The 21,024-nt window shown below is 65.1% G+C and carries 19 protein-coding genes; 2 read left to right on the forward strand and 17 right to left on the reverse strand.

What is annotated here, in order from left to right:
• Positions 1-5: 5 nt before the first annotated feature.
• The 17 genes from NMB96_RS13425 to gloA2 all read right to left on the reverse strand — a co-directional run bounded on the left by NMB96_RS13425 (position 6) and on the right by gloA2 (position 18,254).
• A complete protein-coding gene (locus tag NMB96_RS13425) occupies positions 6-788 on the reverse strand; it encodes a DUF1295 domain-containing protein (RefSeq protein WP_023903308.1) in 783 nt (260 codons plus the stop codon).
• The gene (locus tag NMB96_RS13430; RefSeq protein WP_023903309.1) at positions 785-1,330 is read right to left on the reverse strand and encodes a DUF2878 domain-containing protein; all 546 of its coding nucleotides are present in this window, start codon (positions 1,328-1,330) and stop codon (positions 785-787) included. Before NMB96_RS13430 ends, NMB96_RS13425 begins: the two co-directional genes overlap by 4 nt.
• Positions 1,327-2,622 carry an SAM-dependent methyltransferase gene (locus tag NMB96_RS13435; RefSeq protein ID WP_023903310.1) on the reverse strand — a complete coding sequence of 432 codons (1,296 nt, stop codon included), beginning with the start codon at positions 2,620-2,622 and terminating at the stop codon, positions 1,327-1,329. The genes NMB96_RS13430 and NMB96_RS13435 overlap by 4 nt, the downstream gene beginning before the upstream one ends.
• On the reverse strand, positions 2,619-3,497 hold the full coding sequence (locus tag NMB96_RS13440; RefSeq protein ID WP_043889065.1) for a DUF1365 domain-containing protein: 879 nt from the start codon (positions 3,495-3,497) through the stop codon (positions 2,619-2,621). The genes NMB96_RS13435 and NMB96_RS13440 overlap by 4 nt, the downstream gene beginning before the upstream one ends.
• Positions 3,497-4,747, reverse strand: coding sequence for an NAD(P)/FAD-dependent oxidoreductase (locus NMB96_RS13445; RefSeq protein ID WP_183086837.1), 1,251 nt, complete (start codon positions 4,745-4,747; stop codon positions 3,497-3,499). Before NMB96_RS13445 ends, NMB96_RS13440 begins: the two co-directional genes overlap by 1 nt.
• Positions 4,744-5,742 carry an acyl-CoA desaturase gene (locus tag NMB96_RS13450; RefSeq protein WP_023903313.1) on the reverse strand — a complete coding sequence of 333 codons (999 nt, stop codon included), beginning with the start codon at positions 5,740-5,742 and terminating at the stop codon, positions 4,744-4,746. Before NMB96_RS13450 ends, NMB96_RS13445 begins: the two co-directional genes overlap by 4 nt.
• A 223-nt stretch (positions 5,743-5,965) precedes the next feature.
• Positions 5,966-6,799: an anti-sigma factor gene (locus NMB96_RS13455; protein WP_043889067.1), complete on the reverse strand. Its 834-nt coding sequence runs from the start codon at positions 6,797-6,799 to the stop codon at positions 5,966-5,968.
• The gene (locus NMB96_RS13460; protein WP_023903315.1) at positions 6,796-7,359 is read right to left on the reverse strand and encodes a sigma-70 family RNA polymerase sigma factor; all 564 of its coding nucleotides are present in this window, start codon (positions 7,357-7,359) and stop codon (positions 6,796-6,798) included. The genes NMB96_RS13455 and NMB96_RS13460 overlap by 4 nt, the downstream gene beginning before the upstream one ends.
• A gap of 58 nt (positions 7,360-7,417) precedes the next feature.
• Positions 7,418-7,786 carry a hypothetical protein gene (locus tag NMB96_RS13465; RefSeq protein ID WP_023903316.1) on the reverse strand — a complete coding sequence of 123 codons (369 nt, stop codon included), beginning with the start codon at positions 7,784-7,786 and terminating at the stop codon, positions 7,418-7,420.
• A gap of 85 nt (positions 7,787-7,871) precedes the next feature.
• The gene (locus NMB96_RS13470; protein WP_023903317.1) at positions 7,872-8,657 is read right to left on the reverse strand and encodes a hypothetical protein; all 786 of its coding nucleotides are present in this window, start codon (positions 8,655-8,657) and stop codon (positions 7,872-7,874) included.
• Positions 8,658-8,774: 117 nt separating this feature from the next.
• The gene (rnfB, locus tag NMB96_RS13475) at positions 8,775-9,206 is read right to left on the reverse strand and encodes an Rnf electron transport complex subunit RnfB (RefSeq protein ID WP_023903318.1); all 432 of its coding nucleotides are present in this window, start codon (positions 9,204-9,206) and stop codon (positions 8,775-8,777) included.
• A 1-nt stretch (position 9,207) separates the two neighbouring features.
• The gene (locus NMB96_RS13480; protein ID WP_023903319.1) at positions 9,208-9,798 is read right to left on the reverse strand and encodes an HAD family hydrolase; all 591 of its coding nucleotides are present in this window, start codon (positions 9,796-9,798) and stop codon (positions 9,208-9,210) included.
• Positions 9,799-10,259: 461 nt separating this feature from the next.
• A complete protein-coding gene (gene metG / locus NMB96_RS13485; RefSeq protein WP_023903320.1) occupies positions 10,260-12,350 on the reverse strand; it encodes a methionine--tRNA ligase in 2,091 nt (696 codons plus the stop codon).
• A 255-nt stretch (positions 12,351-12,605) separates the two neighbouring features.
• Positions 12,606-13,055: a DUF2147 domain-containing protein gene (locus NMB96_RS13490; RefSeq protein WP_023903321.1), complete on the reverse strand. Its 450-nt coding sequence runs from the start codon at positions 13,053-13,055 to the stop codon at positions 12,606-12,608.
• A 105-nt stretch (positions 13,056-13,160) separates the two neighbouring features.
• Entirely contained in the window at positions 13,161-16,751 is a 3,591-nt protein-coding gene (locus NMB96_RS13495) for an ABC transporter permease/M1 family aminopeptidase (RefSeq protein ID WP_255085022.1), read from the reverse strand.
• A 12-nt stretch (positions 16,752-16,763) separates the two neighbouring features.
• Entirely contained in the window at positions 16,764-17,657 is an 894-nt protein-coding gene (locus NMB96_RS13500; RefSeq protein WP_006450216.1) for an ABC transporter ATP-binding protein, read from the reverse strand.
• Positions 17,658-17,864: 207 nt separating this feature from the next.
• Entirely contained in the window at positions 17,865-18,254 is a 390-nt protein-coding gene (gene gloA2, locus NMB96_RS13505) for an SMU1112c/YaeR family gloxylase I-like metalloprotein (RefSeq protein ID WP_043889068.1), read from the reverse strand.
• Positions 18,255-18,664: 410 nt separating this feature from the next.
• Here gloA2 and mmuP point away from each other — a divergent pair, with 410 nt between their 5' ends.
• Together mmuP and mmuM are read left to right on the forward strand one after the other, a co-directional pair.
• Positions 18,665-20,062 (forward strand): S-methylmethionine permease, encoded by a 1,398-nt coding sequence (gene mmuP, locus NMB96_RS13510; protein WP_043889069.1) that lies wholly within the window; start codon positions 18,665-18,667, stop codon positions 20,060-20,062.
• Complete coding sequence (gene mmuM / locus NMB96_RS13515; RefSeq protein WP_043889070.1) at positions 20,059-21,021, forward strand: homocysteine S-methyltransferase; 963 nt, start codon at positions 20,059-20,061, stop codon at positions 21,019-21,021. Before mmuP ends, mmuM begins: the two co-directional genes overlap by 4 nt.
• Positions 21,022-21,024: the final 3 nt, after the last annotated feature.

A 21,024-nucleotide genomic window follows, 5' to 3' on the forward strand; every position in this document is an offset into this window, starting at 1 on the left:
GCGACTCAGGACGAAGGGGGGAACGGAAAAAATGCGCTGGTGCTGCGTTGGTACTGCGCATAGTCCTCACCACGCGAGCGCAGCGCCTGCTGTTCGGTGTAGGGAATGCCGGTGAAGCGATACAGAAACACGAACATCACCACCGGCCCAAGCGCGCACAGCGCGACCGGCCACGGCCCGGCACCGACAGCCAGCGCCAGATAGGCAAACCAATGCACGAACTCGAAGAAATAATTGGGATGGCGCGAATACCGCCACAGCCCGCTGCGGCAGGTGACGCCGCGATTGGCCGGATTGGCCTTGTGCGCAGATAGTTGCTGGTCCGCCAGCGCTTCACCGCCGACCGCGATCAACCACACGGCGATTGCCAGGCTGCTCCACATGCTCCAGGCCGGATTCGGGTTGCTGGCAGCGGCCAGAAACGGCACCGAAAACAGCACCACCACCACCGCTTGCGCCAGGAAAAAGCCCAGGAATTTGCGCTGGTCGCCATTCCAGTGTTCGCGCAGTGCGCGATAGCGGCCATCTTCGTGCGGGTCGCCGAACACGCGCACGCCCAGATGCAGCGCCAGGCGCGCACCCCACACGCCGCCGAGCACGGCCACCAGCACGCGCGGTAGCAGCGCGCCATCGGACATCCACGCGCAATACGGTGCAGCGACGGCCAGGCACGCGGCCCACAGCACATCCACCGGGCCGGCATTGCCGCTGCGGCGCTGCCACAGCCAGCCGATCACCATCACCACGCTCGCAAACACGCCTACATGCAGCAGTGGCCAGACAGTCATTGCAGTTCTCCAGTGATGTGCTCAGGCGATGGTCGCGCCAGGCGGCGTGCATACAGCGACAACACGCCGCAGGCCACGCCCCAGCCGATGCCGACCGCAACCACTGCGTGCAGCTGTGGCGGCTGGAATTCCACTGCCTGCCAGCTGCGCTGCGCCAACCAATACGAGAACGGCCCGAAGATGGCGCCCAGCAGTACCGCCAGCCATGGACGTTGCATCACCGTGGCCAAGGAATGATTGAGGGTGAGCGCAAAGCCCAGCCACAACGCCAGAATCCACGGCGGTGCCAACGGCGTGCCCGGCCACGGTGCGGCGTAACGCACCCAACCGCCTGCAGCCAGCGTGGTATCCAGCAGCAAGCCCAGCGACAACGCGGCGATCAACAATTGCAGATCGCCCGGCGCGCGCCGCGACGGCCACAGCTGATACAGCGCAAATAGCGCCAACACCAGCAGTGTCGGCCAGATGCGCGCCTGCGCGGCGGCGCTGACCGCCACCACCCATAGCACCTGCAAACCGAGATAGTTGCCGAGCTGCTTCATGCGTCGGCAGGCAGGCCAGGCACGAACTGCGGCGGACGCGCGCCCGGCTTGCTCAGCCACAGATGCACATCGCCGATCGAGCGCTCCAGAAAACCGGCTTCGCAATAGGCCAGATAGAACTCCCACATGCGGATGAAGCGCTCGTCGTAGCCCAGCGCGCGCACCTGCGGCAGCTGCGCTATGAAGCGCTGCCGCCAGGCACGCAGCGTCAACGCATAGCTCGGCCCGATGTCTTCCAGGTTGAACAGGCGCAGGTCGCTGGCGCGTGCGATCGCGCCGGTCATCGCCGCCACCGAGGGAATGAAGCTGCCGGGGAAGATATGCCGCTTGATGAAGTCCACCGAGTGCAATGCCTGCGCATAGCGATGGTCTTCGATGGTGATGGCCTGGATCAGCGCCTCGCCATCGTCGGTGAGCAAGCTGCCGACCTTGGCGAAATAGGTGTCCAGATACTGATGGCCGATCGCCTCGATCATCTCGATCGACACCACCCGGTCGTAGCGGCCGTCCAGATCGCGATAGTCGCGCAGCAACACCGTCACACGATCGCTCAAACCGGCTGCAGCGATGCGTTGGGTTGCCAGATCGAACTGTTCGCGCGAGATGGTGGTGGTGGTGACGCGGCAGCCGTGCTCGCGCGCAGCATGCAGCGCGAATCCACCCCAGCCGGTGCCGATTTCCACCACATGGTGCTGCGGGCCGAGCCGCAGTTTCTGGCAGATGCGTTCGAGCTTGCGGGTGGCGGCGCGTTCCAGTGCCGCTTCGCCTTGCGCTTCTTCGCCATCGACGAAGATCGCCGAGGAATACATCAGGTTTTCATCGAGAAACAGGCTGAATAACGGATTGCCCAGATCGTAATGCGCGGCGATATTGCGCCGGCTGCCGCTGCGGGTATTGCGCGCAAAGGTGTGCAGGCTGCGCATCGCCCAGCCACCCAGACGTGCGGTGCCGGTTTCCATCGCATCCAGGCGGTCGCGATTGCGCAACAGCAGGCGCATCAGGCCGACCAGGTCGTCGCACTGCCATTGCCCATCCATGTACGACTCGCCGGCACCGACGCTGCCATTGAGCGCGGCCTGCCGATAGAAGCCCGGATCGGTGACGCGCAACTGCAGTTGCAAGGCATCCGCGCCGCTGGCATTGCCGAGGGTGGTGATGCCATCGGCCTCGTGCAGCTGCAATTGCCCATCGCGCAGGTCGCCGATCGTGGCAAGCAGGCGCTTGCGCAACAGGCGATCCGTCCAGGAAGCTGCGCGCGGGGCAGTGGTGTCGGGCAGGGACGTGGCGTTCATCGGCGTTCTCGCACAGGCGGATGGGGGGTGTCGTGCACAGGGTTGCCGCGCAGCCACAGGCGCAAGGCCTGCCAGTGGATGGCGACCACCACCTGCACGGTCATCAAGGGGTAGGCCAACAGCGTGCGCGCCAGGGTGCGCGCAGTCAGCGGCTGGCGCTGCAGCACCAGGGTGGCGTCGAAACGGCGGGCTCCGCTGTCGTTGCCTGCCGCGTCGGCATCGGGCGCATCCAGCACCTCCATATGTACGCGCAATTGCGCGTCCGGCACGCTGAAACGCCAGTCGTACTGGTGCTGCATGCCCATGAAGGGCGAGACGTGGAAGCGCTTGTCGAAACGCCAGGCATGCACGTCGCGATGGGTACGCGCCTGCGCGACCGGCAGCACGTAGGTGTGGCGCTGCTGCCAGGGCGTGTTGGTGATCTCGGCAACGATCCAGCGCAGGCCGTCGTGACGATCGAAACAGTAGTAGAAGCTGACCGGATTGAACACATGGCCGAAGTAGCGCAGATGCGTGAGCAGGCGGATCGCGCCGTCGGGGCGCTCGCCGGTGTGGGTCTGCACGCAATCGCGCACTGCTTCATCCAGTGGAATAGTTGGGTCGCCGAGATAATCGCTGCGACGGAACTGCGCCAGGTTCGTGCGCCCCACCGACCACAGCCAACGCTGCGCAAACACCCGATCCAGTTCGGACAGATCCAGATACATCAAAAACAGCTTGTAGCGAAAATCCAGCGGTTTTGGCGCAAACCGGCGATGCCGCACCCAACCGGTATAGATCGCGCTGCGCAACGGTGCGGCCACGCTGCCGGCGCCGCTGCCCTCGGTCGGGGGCAACGGCACCGCATCGTTGCTGGCTTCGCGCAACAGCTGCATCACCACGGCACTCCTAGCCCATGCGCTACGTCCACACCGCTGCGCAGGCCGTCCTCGTGGAAGCCGAAGCCCCACGCCGCACCGGCAAACCAGGTGTGCTGGACGCCTTGGATATCGGCCTTGCGCGTCTGCGCAGCGAGTGCGGCTGCGTTCTGCACCGGATGGCGATAGCGCATGCGGCGCAGCACCTTGTCCGGGTCGATATCGTGGTCGCGATTGAGGCTGACGATGAACGGCTGTGGCGCTTCGATCGACTGCAGCGCGTTCATCCAGTAACTCACCGTGCACGGCGCCTGCGGGTCGGCCGGCACATGCGCGTTCCACGCTGCCCAGGCGCGGCGATCGCGCGGCAACACGCGCGCATCGGTATGCAGCACGGTGTCGTTGTTCTGATAGGTGATGCCGCCCAGGATCTGTTGCTCGGCCGGTGTGGAGTCGCTGAGCAATGCCAAGGCATCGTCGGCGTGACAAGCCAGCACCACGTCGTTGAAATGTTCTTCGCCGCGCAGCGAGCTGAGCACCACGCCATTGCCGACGCGCCGGATCGCATGCACCGGGGTGGACAGCCGCTCCAGCACCTGCCAGCGCCGCCGCAGCGCGCGCACATAGCTATTGGATCCGCCACGCACCACCTGCCACTGCGGCCGCCCGCTGAGTTGCAGCATGTGGTGGTTGGCCATGAAGCCGATCAGCTGGCCCATCGGAAATTCCAGGATGCGCTGCGAGGGCGAGGACCACAGCGCCGAGGCCATGGGCACCAGATGCTGGTCGCGAAACGCCGACGAGTAGCCATGCCGCTGCAGATACTCGCCCAGCGTGCTGAACTGCTCGTCGCTGTGCAGCACCGCCGGTGCCTGACGATAGAAGCGGCGCAGGTCGGACAACATGCCCCAGAAGCGCGGGCTGAGCAGATTGCGGCGCTGGCAGAACAGCCCGCCCAGGCTGCCGGCGTTGTATTCGAGCCCGCTGCGCGCATCGTGCACGGAGAAGCTCATCGTGGTCGGCTGCGCGGCCACGTCGAGCTCGGCGAACATGCGCGTGAGCAACGGATAGTGCTGCGGGTTGAACACGATGAAGCCGCTGTCCACCGCGTAGCGCTGGCCTTGCAGCTGGATGTCGTGCGTGTGCGTATGCCCGCCGAGATAATCGGCTGCCTCGAACAGAGTGACTTCATAGCGCCGCGACAACAGCCACGCCGCGCCCAGGCCGGCGATGCCACTGCCGACCACGGCAATCCTGCCCTCGCTCATCGGCGCACCCGCTCGGCGCGCTGCGTGAGCAGTTTCGGCATCGGCTTGAGGTCCCACACCAGGCCCACCCACGACATCGCCGTGAGGCCGTACCAGGTCATGTCGTACTCCCACCAGCGCAAGCCTTGGCGCGCCGAGCCGGGGAAGAAGTGGTGATTGTTGTGCCAGCCTTCGCCGAAGGTGAGTAGCGCCAGCAGCCAGTTGTTGCGGCTGTCGTCGCGGGTGTCGAAGCGCCGGCTGCCGAAGCGATGCGCCAGCGAGTTGATGGTGAAGGTGGCATGGAACAAGGCCACGGTGGAGATCACAAAGCCCCATACCAGCAACTGCGCGCCATTGGTCTCCAGCGCGGGCGCGGCGGTGGCCAGCCAGTCGCCGAGCAGGTATAGGCCCAGCGCCAGCACCACCGGCATCACGATGTCGAAGCGGTCCAGAAAGCGCAGCTCGGCAAAGCGGCGCAGATCGGGAATGACCTCCCAATCGGTGCGGAAATTGCGCGGGGTCAGGAACCAGCCGGTATGGCTCCACCAGAAGCCGTGTTGCGCCGGCGAATGCGGGTCGCGGCCGGTGTCGGTATGCCGATGATGATTGCGATGATGCGCGGCCCACCACAGCGGCCCGCGTTGCACGCAGGTAGCACCGATCGCGGCGAACACGAACTGCAACACGCGCGAGGTCTTGAAGGCGCGGTGCGAGAAATAGCGATGATAGAAGCCGGTCAGCGCAAACATACGCAGCGCATACAGCGCCACCGCCATGCCCACCGCAAACCAGGACGCGCCCACCCAGATCACCGACAGGCAGGCCAGGTGCAGGGCGATGAAGGGGATGGCGCGCAACCAGTCGATGCGGTCTGCGCGCGCTTCGTCCAGCGGTTCGTCGGTCTGCGAATCCACCCAGCGGCGCAGGCTGCCGATACGCATTGCCAACCAGCCACGGGGATGTGGGCTGGTGGGCTGAGGCGTTGCAGCGTTGGGGTCGACTCCGGTACTCGGCACGCGTGGTTCTCCGTCGTTGGTCGTGACCCTTTACGAACGCTGCCGGCAAACAGATGCACCAGCGCGCATGATCGTCGCATGCGTGTGTAAGGTTCGTCTGATCACACTGATAATTCGCGCAATCGCGCACACAATTGACCACACGCCGTATCGCTGGCGCGCATGAGGTCGTTCGTGAAACGAGCTTGCCTGCGAGAGCCTCGCAGGCAAGCTCATAGCCGGGTCAGGGCGCCATTGCCAGCGTGCTGATGCCGCCCTTGGCCACCACGGTACCGGTGGGGATGCCACCCGGCGCACCGCCCAGTGGTTCCAGGGTGACGGCCAACAGAGCCTCGTTGCTGAGCATGGGCATCAGCTGATCGGGGATCTGCGCGCGGCGTGCGCGTTGATCGTCGAACGTGCCCATCGAATGCGGCTTGCCGTCTGCGGTGATCAACCACAGTTCGGGCACCTTGTCGGCGGTGGCGGTGCGATCCAGCGGCGTCACCGTGATGGTGTGCTTGTCGGCATCCATCAAGGCCACGTAGCCCGGCCGGCCGTCTTCGGTCGCCAGCGTGGCGGTCATCGCGATGCCGGTGGCAGGTGGTGTGGCCGGGGTTGCTGGAGTCGTGACCGGCGGTGCCTGTACCACCGGGCCAGTGGCTGGCGGCTGCACCGGTGCGGGCGGCGTGTTCACGTTCAATAACGCCAGCACGCACACCGCAGCAGTGGCCAGGCCACCGGCACTGGCCCAACGCCAGAAGCGCACGCTGTTCCACAGTGGCGTGGCCGATGTGGTGGTGGTCGATGCAGCCGGCACTGCGCGCAATGGCGTATCGAAGCCCAGCGTCTGGCGGATGCGCGGCCAGAGCTGATCGGACGGGGTCACCGCCGCGATTTCGTCCAGCAGCGGCATCAGATGTTGCTGCCATTGCAGAACCGCCTGATCGAACTGGCTGTCGGTGGCGATGCGTTGTTCGGCCGCCAGGCGCTCGTCGGCGCTCAGCAGGCCCAGCACGTATTCGCCGGCAAGCACGTCGCGCGGCGGTTCCTGGTCGATGGGGAATGGCGTGCTCATCGTTCCAGACATGCCTTGAGTTTGGCCAGGCCACGACGGATCCAGCTCTTGACCGTGCCGATCGGCGTGTCGGTGCGCGCCGCCAGTTCTTCGTAGGTGATGCCATCGAAGAAGGCGGTGCGGATCAATTCGCTGCGCGGCGGTTCGAGTTCGGCCAGACAATGGTCGATGCGGTGGCGCGTGCTGGCGCGCTCGGTGCGCTCCAGCGGTGAGGCATCGCTGGCACGCAGGTCGCCGGCATCGTCCAGGGTCACGTTGCGGCGCTGCGGTGCATTGGCGCGCAGATGGTCGATCGCCTTGTTGCGCGCAATCATCGCCAGCCACGTCAGCCCGCGTGCACGCGCCGGATCGAACTGCCCGGCCTTGTGCCAGATCAGCGTGAACACGTCCTGCAGCACTTCTTCGGCTTCGGCGCGTTGCGGAATCATGCGCAAGCACACCCCGAACAGCTTGGCCGAGGTCTGCCGATACAGCGCTTCGAAAGCATGCCGGTCGCCGCCCGCAGTTGCGGTGAGCAGGCGTCCGGTTTCATCGTCGTCGTGGCCAGGAATGGCACTCATGCGGTCGGGCGTTGAGTAAGGTGGCGCCGATCCTACCGGACTGGCTACAGCGTGTCTTTCACTTGTGCCGGAACCACAGCAGCACAGCGGCGAGCAGCAACAGGATTTCCACGCCTGCCAGCGCAACCGTCGGTGCAGAGACCGGCCACAGCCGCGAGAGCGCGACAGTGCGGAACAGTACGATCGGGACGTAGAAGGCGAGTGCCACCAGCAGCCCGGTGCGCGGTTGATCGATCCAGGCGAAGTAACCGAACAAAAACGCCATGCCCAACTGCAGGCCGCCGTAGATGACCAGGTATTCCGACTGCCCGGCCGGCGAAAGCTGGGTGTAACCGACCGCATTTGCGGTCTTGGCCGGTGAGAGCGTGCACCAGATCGCCAGGACGACATAGAGCACTGCGTTGATCCAGAGATAGGCCTTGGCCATGAGGATGTTCCTGCGTGGGGAATGGGTGCCCGGGCCGTTTTACGCAACGGCGCGTGGTCGAACGTGAAGATGGCACGTGTCTGGTTCACGGGGCGCTGCAGCGCTTGGCCAGCGGCTGCTCGCGTGCCTGGCGCAACTCGTCCGCACTGGCGGCACGCGCAGCGGTGTCCGGGAAAACGATGCGCACGTGCGGATAGCGGCCGCGTTCGTCGCGCAGATTGCCGACGCCGCGGAATTCGAGCAGGCGCTTGTCGGCGATGGAATAGCGCACTTCCAGCGACGGCACTGCGGCGCCGTACCAGGCATCCAGGCTGAGCCGATAGCGACGCTGGCCGGCGCTGTCGCCGATCCGTTCGACCTTGAAGGCCAGCTGGCGCTGCAGACTCGGCAGCACGAAGTCGACGCGCTGCGTTGCGCTGGCGAGTGCGTCCCATTGGGTGCGCAGATAGGCATCGAAACCGGCATCGATCACGCGCGCGCCTTCGCTGGCCGGCAGCGCGGTGCGGCGTTCGGTCTTGCCGGGTTCCTGCTGGAACATCTCGCGCACGCCATCGCGTTGGCGCACGCCTTCGCGGTAGCCGTCGCGTCCATCGAGCAGGCTGAAGTTGGGCGAGGGGCCGCCGCCATCGACCAGTTTGCGCGCGAACGGGCGCCCGTCCGTGCAGCGATACAGCACCACCCGGCCGCCGTCGTCGAGCAACCAGTGCGACTCGCGGTAACGCAGCGCGCCGCTGTCGCCGTCTAAGGCATCGCCGTCCACACGGGTGACGGCTGCGGCGTTGAGCGGCGAACAGCCCAGCACCAGCAACAACAACGGCGGGATCGGCCGGCAGCGTGCGGCGAGCGTGGCAAGGGCGGCGAATGGGCGCATCGGCGGATTCCTCGATGGGAGTACACACCAATACGAGCGCGTCCGCAGCACGGATGCGCCGGATGCGTCAGGACGTTCCTGACGGAAGGTAGGAGTTGGAGGCCTTTTGCGAGCCGTCTAGCCGATTGTGCGCAGCTCGATGCAATCCACCGGGCAGGCTGGCAGGCAGAGCTCGCAGCCGGTGCACAGCGGCGCGATCACCGTGTGCATGTGTTTGGCGCCGCCGACGATGGCATCCACCGGGCAGGCCTGGATGCATTTGGTGCAGCCGATGCAGTCGGCCTCCACGATCCACGCCACTTGCGGTGGCGTGTGGGTACCGCGGGTGCGGTCGTACGGGCGTGCAGGAACCTGCAGTGCGTGCGCCAGCGCGCGGGCACCGGCGTCGCCACCGGGCGGGCAATGATCGACGTCGGCGTGCCCATCGGCCATCGCTTGCGCATACGGGCGACAGCCGTCGTAACCGCACTGGCCGCATTGGGTCTGCGGCAGCAGGCGGTCGAGGCGTTCGACCAGATCGTGCGTGGGGGCGGGCGTTGCAATGGGCATGTCAGTGCAACAGATTGCCGCGATACCAGCGCTGCTGCGCCAGTGCCAGCATCGGCGTGTCTTCGCGGCTATCGCCATAGGCATGCACGCACTCGTACTGCGACAGGTCGTAGCGCAGGCGGATCTGCGTGGCCTTGTGCGGTCCGCAATCGCCATTGGCATAGCGCCCGCTCAACACGCCGGCGTGGTGTTCCAGCCGATTGCAGATCAACGACAGGTCATGCTGCGCACACCACGGCTGCAGATATAGGTCCAGCGAACCGGACACCACCACCACTTCATGCCCCTGCGCCTGGTGCCAGTCGATGCGCTGCATCATGTTCGTGCGCAACATGCCAGGCAGCTCGTTGCGTGCATACGCCGCCCCGTGCATGGTCATTTCTTCCAGCGAGCGAGCGCTGAAGACCAGGCGCGTGACGCGTGCGCGCAAGGCCTGCGCGGAGATCAACCCAACCCGATAGCCCAACACCCACGGACCCACCTGCCACCTCGCCGCCGCCAACTGCGCCGGCGTTGCCACCTTGCGCAGGAAGCGCGCATAGGTGTCGCAGGTGGTGATGGTGTGATCGAAGTCGAACAGGGCGAGCTGCATGGGGCTGGGAGTGGGGCGTGGGATTGGGGATTGGGGATTAGAGATTGGTTAAAGGCGCGGTGTTTTGCCTTCTCCCACCGGGAGAAGGTGCCCCATAGGGGCGGATGAGGGTACGGGCGAAGCCACGTGCAGTTGGAACGACACCAGGGCTTCGCACCGTACCCTCACCCCAACCCCTCTCCCGCAGGAGAGGGGCTTAGCCTCTTCCTTCTCCCATCGGGAGAAGGTGCCCCGAAGGGGCGGATGAGGGTACGGGCGAAGCCACGTGCAGTTGGAACCACACCAGGGCTTCGCCTCCGTACCCTCACCCCAACCCCTCTCCCGCAGGAGAGGGGCTTAGCCTCTTCCTTCTCCCACCGGGAGAAGGTGCCCCGTAGGGGCGGATGAGGGTACGGGCGAAGCACTCGTGTCAGGTCTCCCTCAACAATCAGGTCTTGCTTTTACGATTCCCGATTCCCGCCTCACCGAACCGGCATCCCCGGCTGCGCGCCTGTATCGGCATCCAGCAACGCCAACGCGCCGCCATCGAAGCCGGCCGACAAAATCATGCCTTCGCTGATGCCGAAGCGCATCTTGCGCGGTGCCAGGTTGGCGATGAACACCACGCTGCGGCCGACCAGCGTTTCGGGTTCGCCGTAGCTGGCGCGGATGCCGGAGAAGATCTGGCGCTTGCCCAGCTCGCCGGCGTCCAGTTCGAAGCGCAGCAGCTTGTCGGAGCCTTCCACGAACTCGCACACCAGCACCTTGCCGATACGCAGGTCGAGCTTGGCGAAATCGTCGATGCCAATAAGACCTGGATTCGAGACGGAGGCGGGGGGATTGGCCGGCGTAGCCGCTTTTGCATCGGTTTTGGTCACCTTTGCAGCGCTGACGGTGGCCGCAGCCGGTGCTGCGGGCGCAGAGAGAGTGTCTTTTGAAGCGTCGGTCATGGCGTCGATCAGTTTGGGGTCGATACGGGTGAACAGGGCGGTGTAGGGCTGGATCGTGTGTGCGGTCAGCGGGCGCGCGACGTCTTCCCAGCTGGTCATCGGTGCCGACAGGAAAGCCTCGGCCTCGGCGCAGGTGCGCGGCAGGATCGGCTTGAGTGCGGCGACCAGAATGCGGAACAGATTCAAACCCTGCGTGCATACCGATTGCAGTTGCGCATCGGCACCTTCCTGCTTGGCGATCACCCATGGCTTGGTGTCGTCGATGTACTTGTTGGCCTCGTCGGCCAGCGCCATGGTCTGGCGGATCGCGCTGGCCGCGTCGTTGCGCTCGTAGGCCTCGCGGATCGGCGCCAACGCGGCGACGAAGCGCTCGTATTGCGCCAGGTCGGGCAGGGTGTCGGCCAGCTTGCCGTCGAAGCGCTTGCCGATGAAGCCGGCGCAGCGGCTGGCCAGGTTGACGAACTTGCCGACCAGATCGGAGTTCACCCGCGTGACGAAATCGCCCAGATTGAGATCCAGATCATCCACACCGCCAGAGGACTTGGCCGCGAAGTAGTAGCGCAGCGCTTCCGGCTCCAGGCCCACGTCCAGGAAGGTCCGCGCCATCACGAAAGTGCCGCGCGACTTGGACATCTTGGCGCCGTCCACCATCAGGTAGCCGTTGACATGTAGACGGGTCGGCGCGCGATGGCCGGTGCCGTGCAGCACCGCCGGCCAGAACAGGCCGTGGAAATTGACGATGTCCTTGCCGATGAAGTGATGCAGCTCGGTCTGCGTGCCGGCGACCAGATGCGCGTCGAAGTCCTCGCCCATCTGCGCGCACAGCGTCTTGAAGCTGCACAGGTAGCCGATCGGCGCGTCCAGCCACACGTAGAAATACTTGCCCGGCTGGCCGGGAATCTGGAAGCCGAAGTACGGCGCATCGCGCGAGATGTCCCACGCGCGCAGGCCGCCTTCGGTATCCAGCCATTCCTTGAGCTTGGCCTTGACGCCGGGCAGTGCCACATCGCCGGCCAGCCACTCGCGCAAGAAACCGTCGAAATGGCCCACTTCGAAGAAGAAATGCTCCGAATCGCGCAGTTCCGGTGTGGCGCCGGAGATCACCGATTTGGGCTCTTTCAGCTCGGTCGGCGCATAGGTGGCGCCACAGACCTCGCAGTTGTCGCCGTATTGGTCGGCGCTGCCGCAGTTGGGGCAGATGCCCTTGATATAGCGATCCGGCAGAAACATGCCTTTGGCCGGGTCGTAAAACTGTGCCACCGAGCGACGGCTGATGTGACCGGCGGCCTCGAGCTTGGTATAGAAGACTTCGGTGAGCTCGCGATTGACCGGCGAATTGGTCGAATCGTAATGATCGAAGGTCACCCCGAACGCGGCGAAATCGCGCTCATGGCTGGCCTGGATGTTGGCGATGAAGGCTTCCGGGGTCACGCCGGCCTTTTCGGCGGCGAGCATGATCGGCGTGCCATGGGTGTCGTCGGCGCAGACGAACCAGGTCTTGTCGCCGCGCAAGCGGCGCGCGCGCACCCAGATGTCGGCCTGGATATAGCCGACCATATGGCCAAGATGCAGCGGGCCGTTGGCGTAGGGCAGGGCGGTGGTGACGAGTGCGGTGCGGGTCATGGCAGGCGTAATGCGGGGGACGGGCGATTATCGCATTAGTCGGGAATGGGGATTCGGGAATCGGGAATCGGTCAAAGCAGGGTCAGGCGGCCGTGTTGTTGAGGCGCGCAGGCATTTGGCTGTCCATTGGGCGTCATTGGCTGGCGATCGTCGCCTGCCAGGTCTCGCCGCACAGATACGCGCGGATGGACACGCACAAAAAAGGCGCCCTTGCGGGCGCCTGCTCTTACCGATTCCCCAATCCCGATTCCCGATTTACTCGCGAATCCAGGTCTGAGTGCGGCCCAGCGCCTCGATACCCACATAGCCGCGCATCTGCAGCTTCTTGCCGCCGTCGGTCAGGGTGACCTTGGCCTTGTAGGTCTTGCCCTTGGCCGGGTCAAGCACCGAGCCGCCGCTCCACACCGCGGTGCCGTCGGGCTTGAGGCCCCACAGGATGGTCATGCCCTTGATCGGCTTGCCTTTCTGGGCGCCATCGCATTTGTCGCAGAGCGGGTTCGGGCCCTTGTCCGATTGCAGGATGTCCACCACCTTGCCGCTCAGCGTGCCGTTGCCGGTCTGTTCGATCTGCACCACCGACTTGGGCCTGCCGGTCTCGTCGTCGATGGTCTTCCAGCGGCCCACCGGCGAGTCGGCGGCCTGGGCCAGCAGCGAGGCGGCGGCCAGCGGCAGGGCCAGCATCAGGGTCTTGAAGGTCTTGCGCATGTGTCCCCTCCCAGGGATTGCTGTGGCCGCCGTCGGCGGCCTGATCGCAATGTATACCGTGGAGTATGGTGGCGGAAAGACGCGCTGCGGCATGCGTTCATTCGGCTATTGCAGCGTCACCTGCTTGCGGTTGTCCGCCGGCACGCGGTCGATCAGCTTGTTGTCTGGGTCGAAGCCGGCTTCGGCAGGCAGGCCGTCGACCATGACCGTGAAACTCGGCGCGACGCTGGTGATGTGCTGACGCTGTAGATACAGCACCGGTGCTTGCGCGTCCTTGCCAGCGGCCTTCCCGTAAATCGCCACCTCGATCCAGTCATCCAGTGGCACTGCGTGCTCCTTGCCCTTGCCGTCGGCCTGCAACTTGGCCGCATGCGTCTGCACGGTGACCTCATAGCGCCCATCGGGGCGCTTGCGTGCCTGCGCGCTCACCACGCGGTTGTCGTAGAAGGTGATCTTCTCGAACAGGTCGGTGATCAGCCCTTGCTGGTCCGGGCGCGCCTCGGCCCGAATGGTCTGCAGCAGCTCGGCCGAGGTGGTGTAAGGCGGTTGTTCGAACGCCTTGGCGGCCAGGAAGCGCTGCAACGCGCGGTTGAGCGCCTGCTCACCGATCTCTTCGCGCAGCCGGTAAAACACCAGCGAGCCCTTGCGGTAGTGGATGTATTGCTGGTCTTCCACGCGATACAGCGGCAATTCCTCGATGGTTTCGCCACCACGGCCTTCCAGATAGCGGTCCAGTTCGTACTTGAGAAAGCGGCGCATGTGGGCGCGTCCGTACTCGCGTTCCATCACCATCAACGCCGAATACTGCGCCAGCGATTCCGACAGCATGGTGGCGCCTTGCACGTTCGCGCCGATCACCTGATGCGCCCACCATTGATGCGCCACTTCGTGGGCGGTGACATAGAACACGTAGTCGATATCGTTCTTGTCGCGCAGATCGGCAATGAAGCCGATCGATTCGGAGTAGGGAATGGTGTTGGCGAACGACTGCGCAAATCGCGCGTAGCCGGGGAACTCGATGATGCGCACCTGATGGTGCTGATACGGGCTGAAATTGGCTTCGTAATAGGCCAGCGATTTCTGCACGCTCTCGATCATGCGTTGCACGTTGTATGGGTGCTTGGGGTCGTAATAGATTTCGATCGGGATGTTCTTGTAACGCGCCTTGCGCACTTCCCAGCGTGCCGACAGGTAGGCGTAGAAGTTGAGCATCGGGCGGTCCATCACGTAGCGGAAGCAGCGCCTGCCATCGCGTTGGAATTCTTTCTGCAGATAGCCCGGTGCCAGGGCGATCTGATCCGGTGCGGTGCAGACGGTGCTGGCAAAACCGAGCCAGTCGGCATCGTTGCTGACGTAGCTGTTGGCACGCGCGGCCTGATCTTCCAGCTTGGGCATGCGCGTGGGTTCGCCCAGGCCGCGCTTGCGGCGGTCGTTGCGGTCGGTGATCTCGGTCTGCGTGTTGTAGCCGAACCAGGGCAGCAGGGTATTGTTGAAAAAGCTGCCGTTGGCGACCAGTTCGGTTTGCGCCTGTTCGGCGGTGAGGCCGTGCGGATGCTGGTCCACGCGGAAGCGGAACACGCGCTCTTCGCCAGGTTGCAGCGGCTTTTGCAGGCGATAGATGCGATAGCCGGCCGGGACGTCGTGCGTGGTCAGGGTCTGCCCGCCCAGATCCACCTTTACCAGGCTGCGGTCGCCAGTGCGGCCTTGCATGCCGATGTGCACCTCGCTGATCGGCGCGGTGTGGGTGTTGCGCACTGTCCAGGTGGCATCGATAACGACCGACTGGGTGTCCGGATGCAGATCGACATGGTTGTCGATCGCGACGATGCGCGGCTGCGGCAGATCCTTGTACTTGCGGTAATCGCGCTCGTAGCGCGCCTGCAGGTCCAGCCGCTGTTCCGGCGACAGGAAGCTGTTGTAGACGTTGGTGTTCCAGTACAGCCAGCCGCCGACCGCCGCGAAGCCGAGCAGGGTGGCCGCCAATGCCGCACCGGTCGGGCTGCGCAGGCGCCGCAACGCCAGCCGCACACGCTGTCGCAACCCGTGGCCCACGCCGCGCGGCCAGAATGCCGAGGACAGCAACAGCAAGGCCAGCAGGAACACGCCCCAGTAGCCCTGAAACCACAACTGGCCGGGCAAAAAGTGCCCGTAGCCGTTCATGTCCGAATACGGTGCGTTGGGCCAGCCACCGAAGGTGTAGAGGTTCTGGGTGTAGTCGAGCATCGACAGCACCGATTGCCCGATCAACACCAGCATCAGCAGCGCATAGCCGACGAACTTGTTGTTGCTCAGCACCTGCAGCGCCAAGGCCATGCCGCCCATCAGCACGTACAGCACCGAGCCCAGTGCCAGGGTTTTGAGATACAGCAGCGGTTCGATGCTGGTGTAGCCACGGCCAAGCTGCAGCGCGATCGAGGTCAGCGCACCGGCGAGCTGGAAACTGGCGATCACCGCCAGCAAAGCGACGAATTTGCCAAGCAGCGGCACCCAATCCGGGACCGGCATCGCGTCGGTGATGCCGTCGATGCGGTTGCTGCGCTCCTTCCACACCAGTTCGCCGGCATAGAACAGCACCACGATGATCAGCAGAAAGCTGTAGCTGTTCTGCAGCGCCTCCAGCATCAACGAGGTCACCGGCAGCACGGCGGTGCCGTAATTGCGCGAATTGAACAAGGCGGTCGGGATGAAGTTGGCCAGGCCCAGCATCAGCAGCACCACGAACGGCGCACTGCGCAGCACGCCGAGCGTGTCGAAGCGGATCTGCCGCAGCAGCTGCTTCCAGGCGGTGGCCACGCCGAAGCTCGGTGTGACCGTCAGGCGCGTGGTGGTGGCGCGTGTGCTGGTGGGCGCCGTATCGGCAGGCGCAATCGCGCCAGCGCCACGGCGCCGACGCGTGCCGCTGCGCTCGGTGCGAAACAGCGCGAAGGTGGCAGCGAACAGCACACCGCTCATGCCCAACCACACCGCGCGATTGGCGAGCAGATAACCGGTCAGTGGCGGCAACTGGTGATTGCGCTGGTCCACCGACCAGTAGCGCAGCGTCTGCGACAACGCGCGGATGCCGAGCGGGTCGGACAGCGTGGCGATCCACACATTGTCCAGGTCGGCCATCAGCGCACGGCTCACGCCATACAGCACGAAGAACACGATCACGCCGATATAGACCCACAGGATGCTGCGCGTGGTCACCGCCAGCACCGACAGCAGCGCGGTGGTGAACAGCAGATTGGGCAGCACCAGCACCAGCAACGACCACAGATAGGGCAGCACTGCGACCGGGCCGAGCCGTGCCTGATCGATCCACGGCATGAATTGCGCCGCGAACATGCCCAGCGCGATCACCACGTACATCACCATGCCGGCGATCAGCGCCGCGCCGATGCGGCCAAGCAGATAGTCACGCCGCCGCACCGGTGTGGAAAACACCAGCTCGGCAGTGCCCAGGTCGAAGTCACGCAGCAAGGCATTGCTGACGAACAGGGTGATCACCAGCAGACCGAGCAGGCTGAAAAGCCCCAGCAGCGTAGCGATCACGGTCGGCGCATTGCGCAGCACGTTGCCGATGCCGCCACCGATCTGCACCGCATCGCTGGACAGTGCGGCAAACGCCAGCAACGCATACAGCGCAGCCAGCAGCCACAGGAAGGGCGAGCGCAGTTGTTCGCGCAGCTCGAAGCGCAGGAACGCCAGGATCATCGCAGCGCTCCGTCAGGCAGCCAGCGCTTGCTTGCGCAGGCGCTGGAAATAGACATCCTCAAGATCGGGAGCGACCTGTTCGAAACCCGGCTCCGGGCAGTCGGCGCTGAACACGTGGATCACCGGATGCCCGGCAATCAGACGCGTGGACAGCACGGTGAAGCGTGCCTCGTAATCGGGCAGCGCCTGCTTGGCGACCTGTTTGCGCCAGACCTGCTGTTGCAGCATGTCGATCGCATCGGCGGGCCGCCCGGTCAGCAACACCTGGCCCTTGTTCATGATGGCCATCGTCGGGCACAGGTCGGTGACGTCTTCGACGATGTGGGTGGACAGGATCACCACCACGTTCTCGCCGATTTCGGCCAGCAGATTGAGAAAGCGATTGCGCTCTTCCGGATCCAGCCCGGCCGTCGGCTCATCGACGATGACCAATTGCGGGTTGCCCAGCAGCGCCTGCGCAATGCCGAAACGTTGCCGCATGCCGCCGGAATAGGTGCCGAGCTTGCGCTTGCGTGCGTCCCACAGATTCACTTGCTGCAACAGCCGCTCGACCACCTCCTTGCGCTGGCCGCGATGGCTCAGCCCTTTGAGCACGGCAAAGTGATCGAGCATGTCCAGCGCGCTGACCTTCGGGTACACGCCGAAATCCTGCGGCAGATAGCCCAGCCGGCGCCGCAATGCGTCCTTGTCGGTGAGCACATCGATGCTGCTGCCGTCGGCACCGGTCAGGCTGACGCTGCCCGAATCGGGTTCCTGCAGCGTGGCCAGCGTGCGCATCAACGACGACTTGCCGGCGCCGTTTGGCCCAAGCAATCCGAACATGCCGCGAGGAATGTCGAGGGTGACGCCTTGCAGCGCATGCACGCCATTGGCGTAGGTCTTGGACAACGCACGGATCTGCAGCATGTACGGTTCCTGTGTCCTGGTGTGGTTCGATCTTCATGGCGTTACCGCATCGCCGCATCCGCCGAAAGTCACAGCGACCATCGACTACCAGCGGCTCACAAAACATACCGAGCGCCCGCCTGGCGGCCGCGCAGTAGCTTTGGTGATCGCTCTGACTCTTCGACGTGCCTCCGTGGCAGATGTGACCGAACCTGCCCGGTCTGCTGTTCAACCGACTTCGTAGAGCTCCAGCGGCAAGTCGTCCGGGTCGGCAAAGAAGGTGAAGCGGCGGCCGGTGTACTCGTCGATGCGGATGTCTTCGGTGACCACGCCGTGCGCGTTGAGATGCGCGACGGCCGCGTCCAGCGCTTCGACCCGGAAGGCAAGATGACGCAGCCCGCGCGCTTCCGGGCGGCTGGGGCGCAGCGGTGCGTCGGGAAACGAAAACAGCTCGATCTGGCCGCCGTCGGGCAGCGCCAGATCCAGCTTCCAGGAATCGCGCGGCTGCCGGTAATGCTCAGCGAGTACGCGCAGGCCCAGGACGTTGCAATAGAACTGCTTGGAGCGCGCATAGTCGCCGGCGATGATCGCCACGTGGTGGATGCCGGCGAGCATCATGCGGCGCCTCGCACGCGATGGGGGAGCTGGCGCTGCCCCGCGTCGCTAGCGGCCAGCATGGATGCGCGACACGCGGCGACAGCGATGGCGATGGCGTCTGCGATACGTGCAGGCAGCGAGGATGCACTCCAGCGCTGCGTCTGCGCGTAGGTGCGTGTGTGCAAGTCGTGTGGCATGTCAGCGGTCCGGATGAGCAGTGGCGAGGATACCGCCCGGGTGCCCGGAGCGTGTCGTGCAGACCAGGCCAGGCCGGGCGCGGCGCGCGCTGGAGCGCATCGAGGCAGAACGCCCCGCGCGGTATCGCCGCACGGCATCCCGGATTGTTGGTGCCGCGTCACGGCTGGCCAACGCGTGGCTGTGCTCGCCTGCGCGCGCATGGCAGGATGCTGGGCCACCGACCCGTCCTGCCGATGCCCGAACCCACCTCCAACGCCGCACCGCAATTCCAGCGCAGCATGCAGGTGCGCCATCTGGTGATGCTGTCGCTGGGCGGTGTGATCGGCACCGGGTTGTTCTTCAACACCGGTTACATCATCGCCAGCACCGGTGCGTTGGGCACGGTGATGGCGTATCTGATCGGCGCATTGGTGGTGTATCTGGTGATGCAATGCTTGGGCGAGCTGGCGGTGGCGATGCCGCAGACCGGTGCCTTTCACGTGTATGCCGCGCGCTATCTCGGCCCGGCCACCGGCTACGTGGTGGCGTGGTTGTATTGGCTGACCTGGACGGTGGCGTTGGGATCGAGCCTGACCGCTGCCGCGTTCTGCATGCAGTACTGGTTCCCGCACACACCGGCATGGCCGTGGTGTCTGTTGTTCTGCGCGCTGATCTTCGGCTTGAACACGGTGTCGGCGCGCTGGTTTGCCGAAGGCGAATTCTGGTTTTCGCTGATCAAGGTGATCACCATCCTGGTGTTTATCGTGCTTGGTGGTGCGGCGGTGGTCGGCGTGTTGCCGTTGGCAGATGGTTCGCCGGCCCCCGGGCTGCGCCACCTGCGCGCCGATGGCTGGTTTGCGCAGGGCACCTTGCCGATTTTGATGACGATGGTGGCGGTGAACTTCGCCTTCTCCGGCACCGAGTTGATCGGTGTTGCCGCCGGCGAAACCGCGCAGCCTGCGCGTGCGATTCCGCTGGCGATCCGCACCACGCTGGTCCGGTTGGCGGTGTTGTTCGTTGGCACCGTGCTGGTGCTGGCCGCACTGTTACCGGCCGAGCAGGCAGCAGTGGAGACCAGTCCATTCGTGCGCGCCTTTGAATTGCTGGGCATTCCGTATGCGGCCGACATCTTGAATGCGGTGATCCTCACCGCGATCCTGTCGGCGGCCAATTCCGGCCTGTACGCAGCCGCGCGCATGCTGTGGTCGCTGGCCAACGAAGGCACGCTGCCGGCGCGGCTGGCGCGCCTGACCCGGCGCGGCATCCCGTTGCCGGCATTGGCGTTGAGCATGCTCGGTGGCCTGTTGGCGCTGCTCACCGGCGTGTACGCGGCCGACACCGTGTTCGTTGCGATCTCGGCAGTATCGGGTTTTGCGGTGGTAGTGGTGTGGCTGAGCATCTGCGCCTCGCACTACTTTTTTCGGCGCCAGTTGCTGCGCGATGGCATCGCGCCGGAGAGCCTGGCGTATCGCGCGCCGTGGTATCCGTGGACGCCGATCCTGGGGTTTTCGCTCTGTCTGCTGGCCTGTATCGGGCTGGCATTCGATCCGCAGCAACGCATCGCGCTGTGGTGCGGCATCCCGTTTGTGGCGCTGTGCTACGGCGCCTACGCACTCACGCAATGGCTTGCGACCCGGAGACAGCACGCATGACGATTCTTCCCCGCCGGCCGCGTGCCGACGCGCCTTTCAGCCAGGCCCTGCAGCACGACGGCTATGTGCTGCTCGATGGCGCACTCGCCACCGAACTGGAACAACGCGGCTGCGATCTCAACGATGCGCTGTGGTCGGCGCGCGTGCTGATGGAGCAGCCGGAGCTGATCTACCAGGTGCATCGCGACTACTTCGCCGCCGGGGCGCAATGCGCCATCACCGCCAGTTACCAGGCCACGCCGTTGGGCTTTGCCGCGCGCGGGCTGGATCTGGCGCAGTCGCAAGCGCTGATCGCACGCAGCGTGGCGTTGGCGGCGCAGGCGCGGGCCGATCATCTGCTTGCCCATCCACAGGACGTGCCGTTATGGGTGGCCGGGTCGGTCGGGCCGTATGGCGCGTATCTGGCAGATGGTTCGGAATATCGCGGCGACTACGCTCTGCCGTTGGCGCAGTTGCTGGACTTCCATCGTCCACGTATCGCCGCGTTGGCCGAGGCGGGTGTGGATGTCCTGGCCTGCGAGACGCTGCCGTCGGCTAACGAGATCGTCGCGCTGCGCCTGCTGCTGGAAGAATTTCCACAGCTGCATGCATGGTTTTCCTTCACCTTGCGCGATGCCGCGCATCTGAGCGACGGCACGCCGTTGGCGCAGGTCATCCCGGCGCTGGATGCCTGCAAGCAGGTGATCGCAGTGGGCATCAACTGCATCGCGCTGGAACACGTCACCGCCGCATTGCAGACCCTCTCTGCACTGACAGCGCTGCCGCTGGTGGTGTATCCCAATTCGGGCGAGCACTACGATGCCAGCGACAAACGCTGGCATGCCGGCAGCACGACGGCATGCAGCTTGGCCGACCAGCACGCACAGTGGCTGGCGGCCGGTGCGCGGTTGATCGGCGGTTGCTGCCGCACCACGCCGCGCGACATCGCCGCGCTGGCGGCTGCGCGCGCGGCGGGCTGAGCT

Origin of the sequence: Xanthomonas hortorum (assembly GCF_024339125.1) — a bacterium.
Lineage (GTDB): Bacteria > Pseudomonadota > Gammaproteobacteria > Xanthomonadales > Xanthomonadaceae > Xanthomonas > Xanthomonas hortorum.

What these genes read in the sequence shown, in the direction of transcription:
- rnfB (WP_023903318.1), bottom strand. Translation starts at nt 9,206, where the DNA reads ATGCCCATTGCAACGCCCGCCCCCACGCACGATCTGGTCGAACGCCTC.
- NMB96_RS13470 (WP_023903317.1), bottom strand. Translation starts at nt 8,657, where the DNA reads ATGCGCCCATTCGCCGCCCTTGCCACGCTCGCCGCACGCTGCCGGCCG.
- NMB96_RS13440 (WP_043889065.1), bottom strand. Translation starts at nt 3,497, where the DNA reads ATGCAGCTGTTGCGCGAAGCCAGCAACGATGCGGTGCCGTTGCCCCCG.
- NMB96_RS13500 (WP_006450216.1), bottom strand. Translation starts at nt 17,657, where the DNA reads ATGCTGCAGATCCGTGCGTTGTCCAAGACCTACGCCAATGGCGTGCAT.
- NMB96_RS13465 (WP_023903316.1), bottom strand. Translation starts at nt 7,786, where the DNA reads ATGGCCAAGGCCTATCTCTGGATCAACGCAGTGCTCTATGTCGTCCTG.
- NMB96_RS13490 (WP_023903321.1), bottom strand. Translation starts at nt 13,055, where the DNA reads ATGCGCAAGACCTTCAAGACCCTGATGCTGGCCCTGCCGCTGGCCGCC.
- mmuM (WP_043889070.1), top strand. Translation starts at nt 20,059, where the DNA reads ATGACGATTCTTCCCCGCCGGCCGCGTGCCGACGCGCCTTTCAGCCAG.
- mmuP (WP_043889069.1), top strand. Translation starts at nt 18,665, where the DNA reads ATGCCCGAACCCACCTCCAACGCCGCACCGCAATTCCAGCGCAGCATG.
- NMB96_RS13430 (WP_023903309.1), bottom strand. Translation starts at nt 1,330, where the DNA reads ATGAAGCAGCTCGGCAACTATCTCGGTTTGCAGGTGCTATGGGTGGTG.
- NMB96_RS13455 (WP_043889067.1), bottom strand. Translation starts at nt 6,799, where the DNA reads ATGAGCACGCCATTCCCCATCGACCAGGAACCGCCGCGCGACGTGCTT.
- NMB96_RS13425 (WP_023903308.1), bottom strand. Translation starts at nt 788, where the DNA reads ATGACTGTCTGGCCACTGCTGCATGTAGGCGTGTTTGCGAGCGTGGTG.
- NMB96_RS13460 (WP_023903315.1), bottom strand. Translation starts at nt 7,359, where the DNA reads ATGAGTGCCATTCCTGGCCACGACGACGATGAAACCGGACGCCTGCTC.
- NMB96_RS13495 (WP_255085022.1), bottom strand. Translation starts at nt 16,751, where the DNA reads ATGATCCTGGCGTTCCTGCGCTTCGAGCTGCGCGAACAACTGCGCTCG.
- NMB96_RS13480 (WP_023903319.1), bottom strand. Translation starts at nt 9,798, where the DNA reads ATGCAGCTCGCCCTGTTCGACTTCGATCACACCATCACCACCTGCGAC.
- metG (WP_023903320.1), bottom strand. Translation starts at nt 12,350, where the DNA reads ATGACCCGCACCGCACTCGTCACCACCGCCCTGCCCTACGCCAACGGC.
- gloA2 (WP_043889068.1), bottom strand. Translation starts at nt 18,254, where the DNA reads ATGATGCTCGCCGGCATCCACCACGTGGCGATCATCGCCGGCGACTAT.
- NMB96_RS13445 (WP_183086837.1), bottom strand. Translation starts at nt 4,747, where the DNA reads ATGAGCGAGGGCAGGATTGCCGTGGTCGGCAGTGGCATCGCCGGCCTG.
- NMB96_RS13435 (WP_023903310.1), bottom strand. Translation starts at nt 2,622, where the DNA reads ATGAACGCCACGTCCCTGCCCGACACCACTGCCCCGCGCGCAGCTTCC.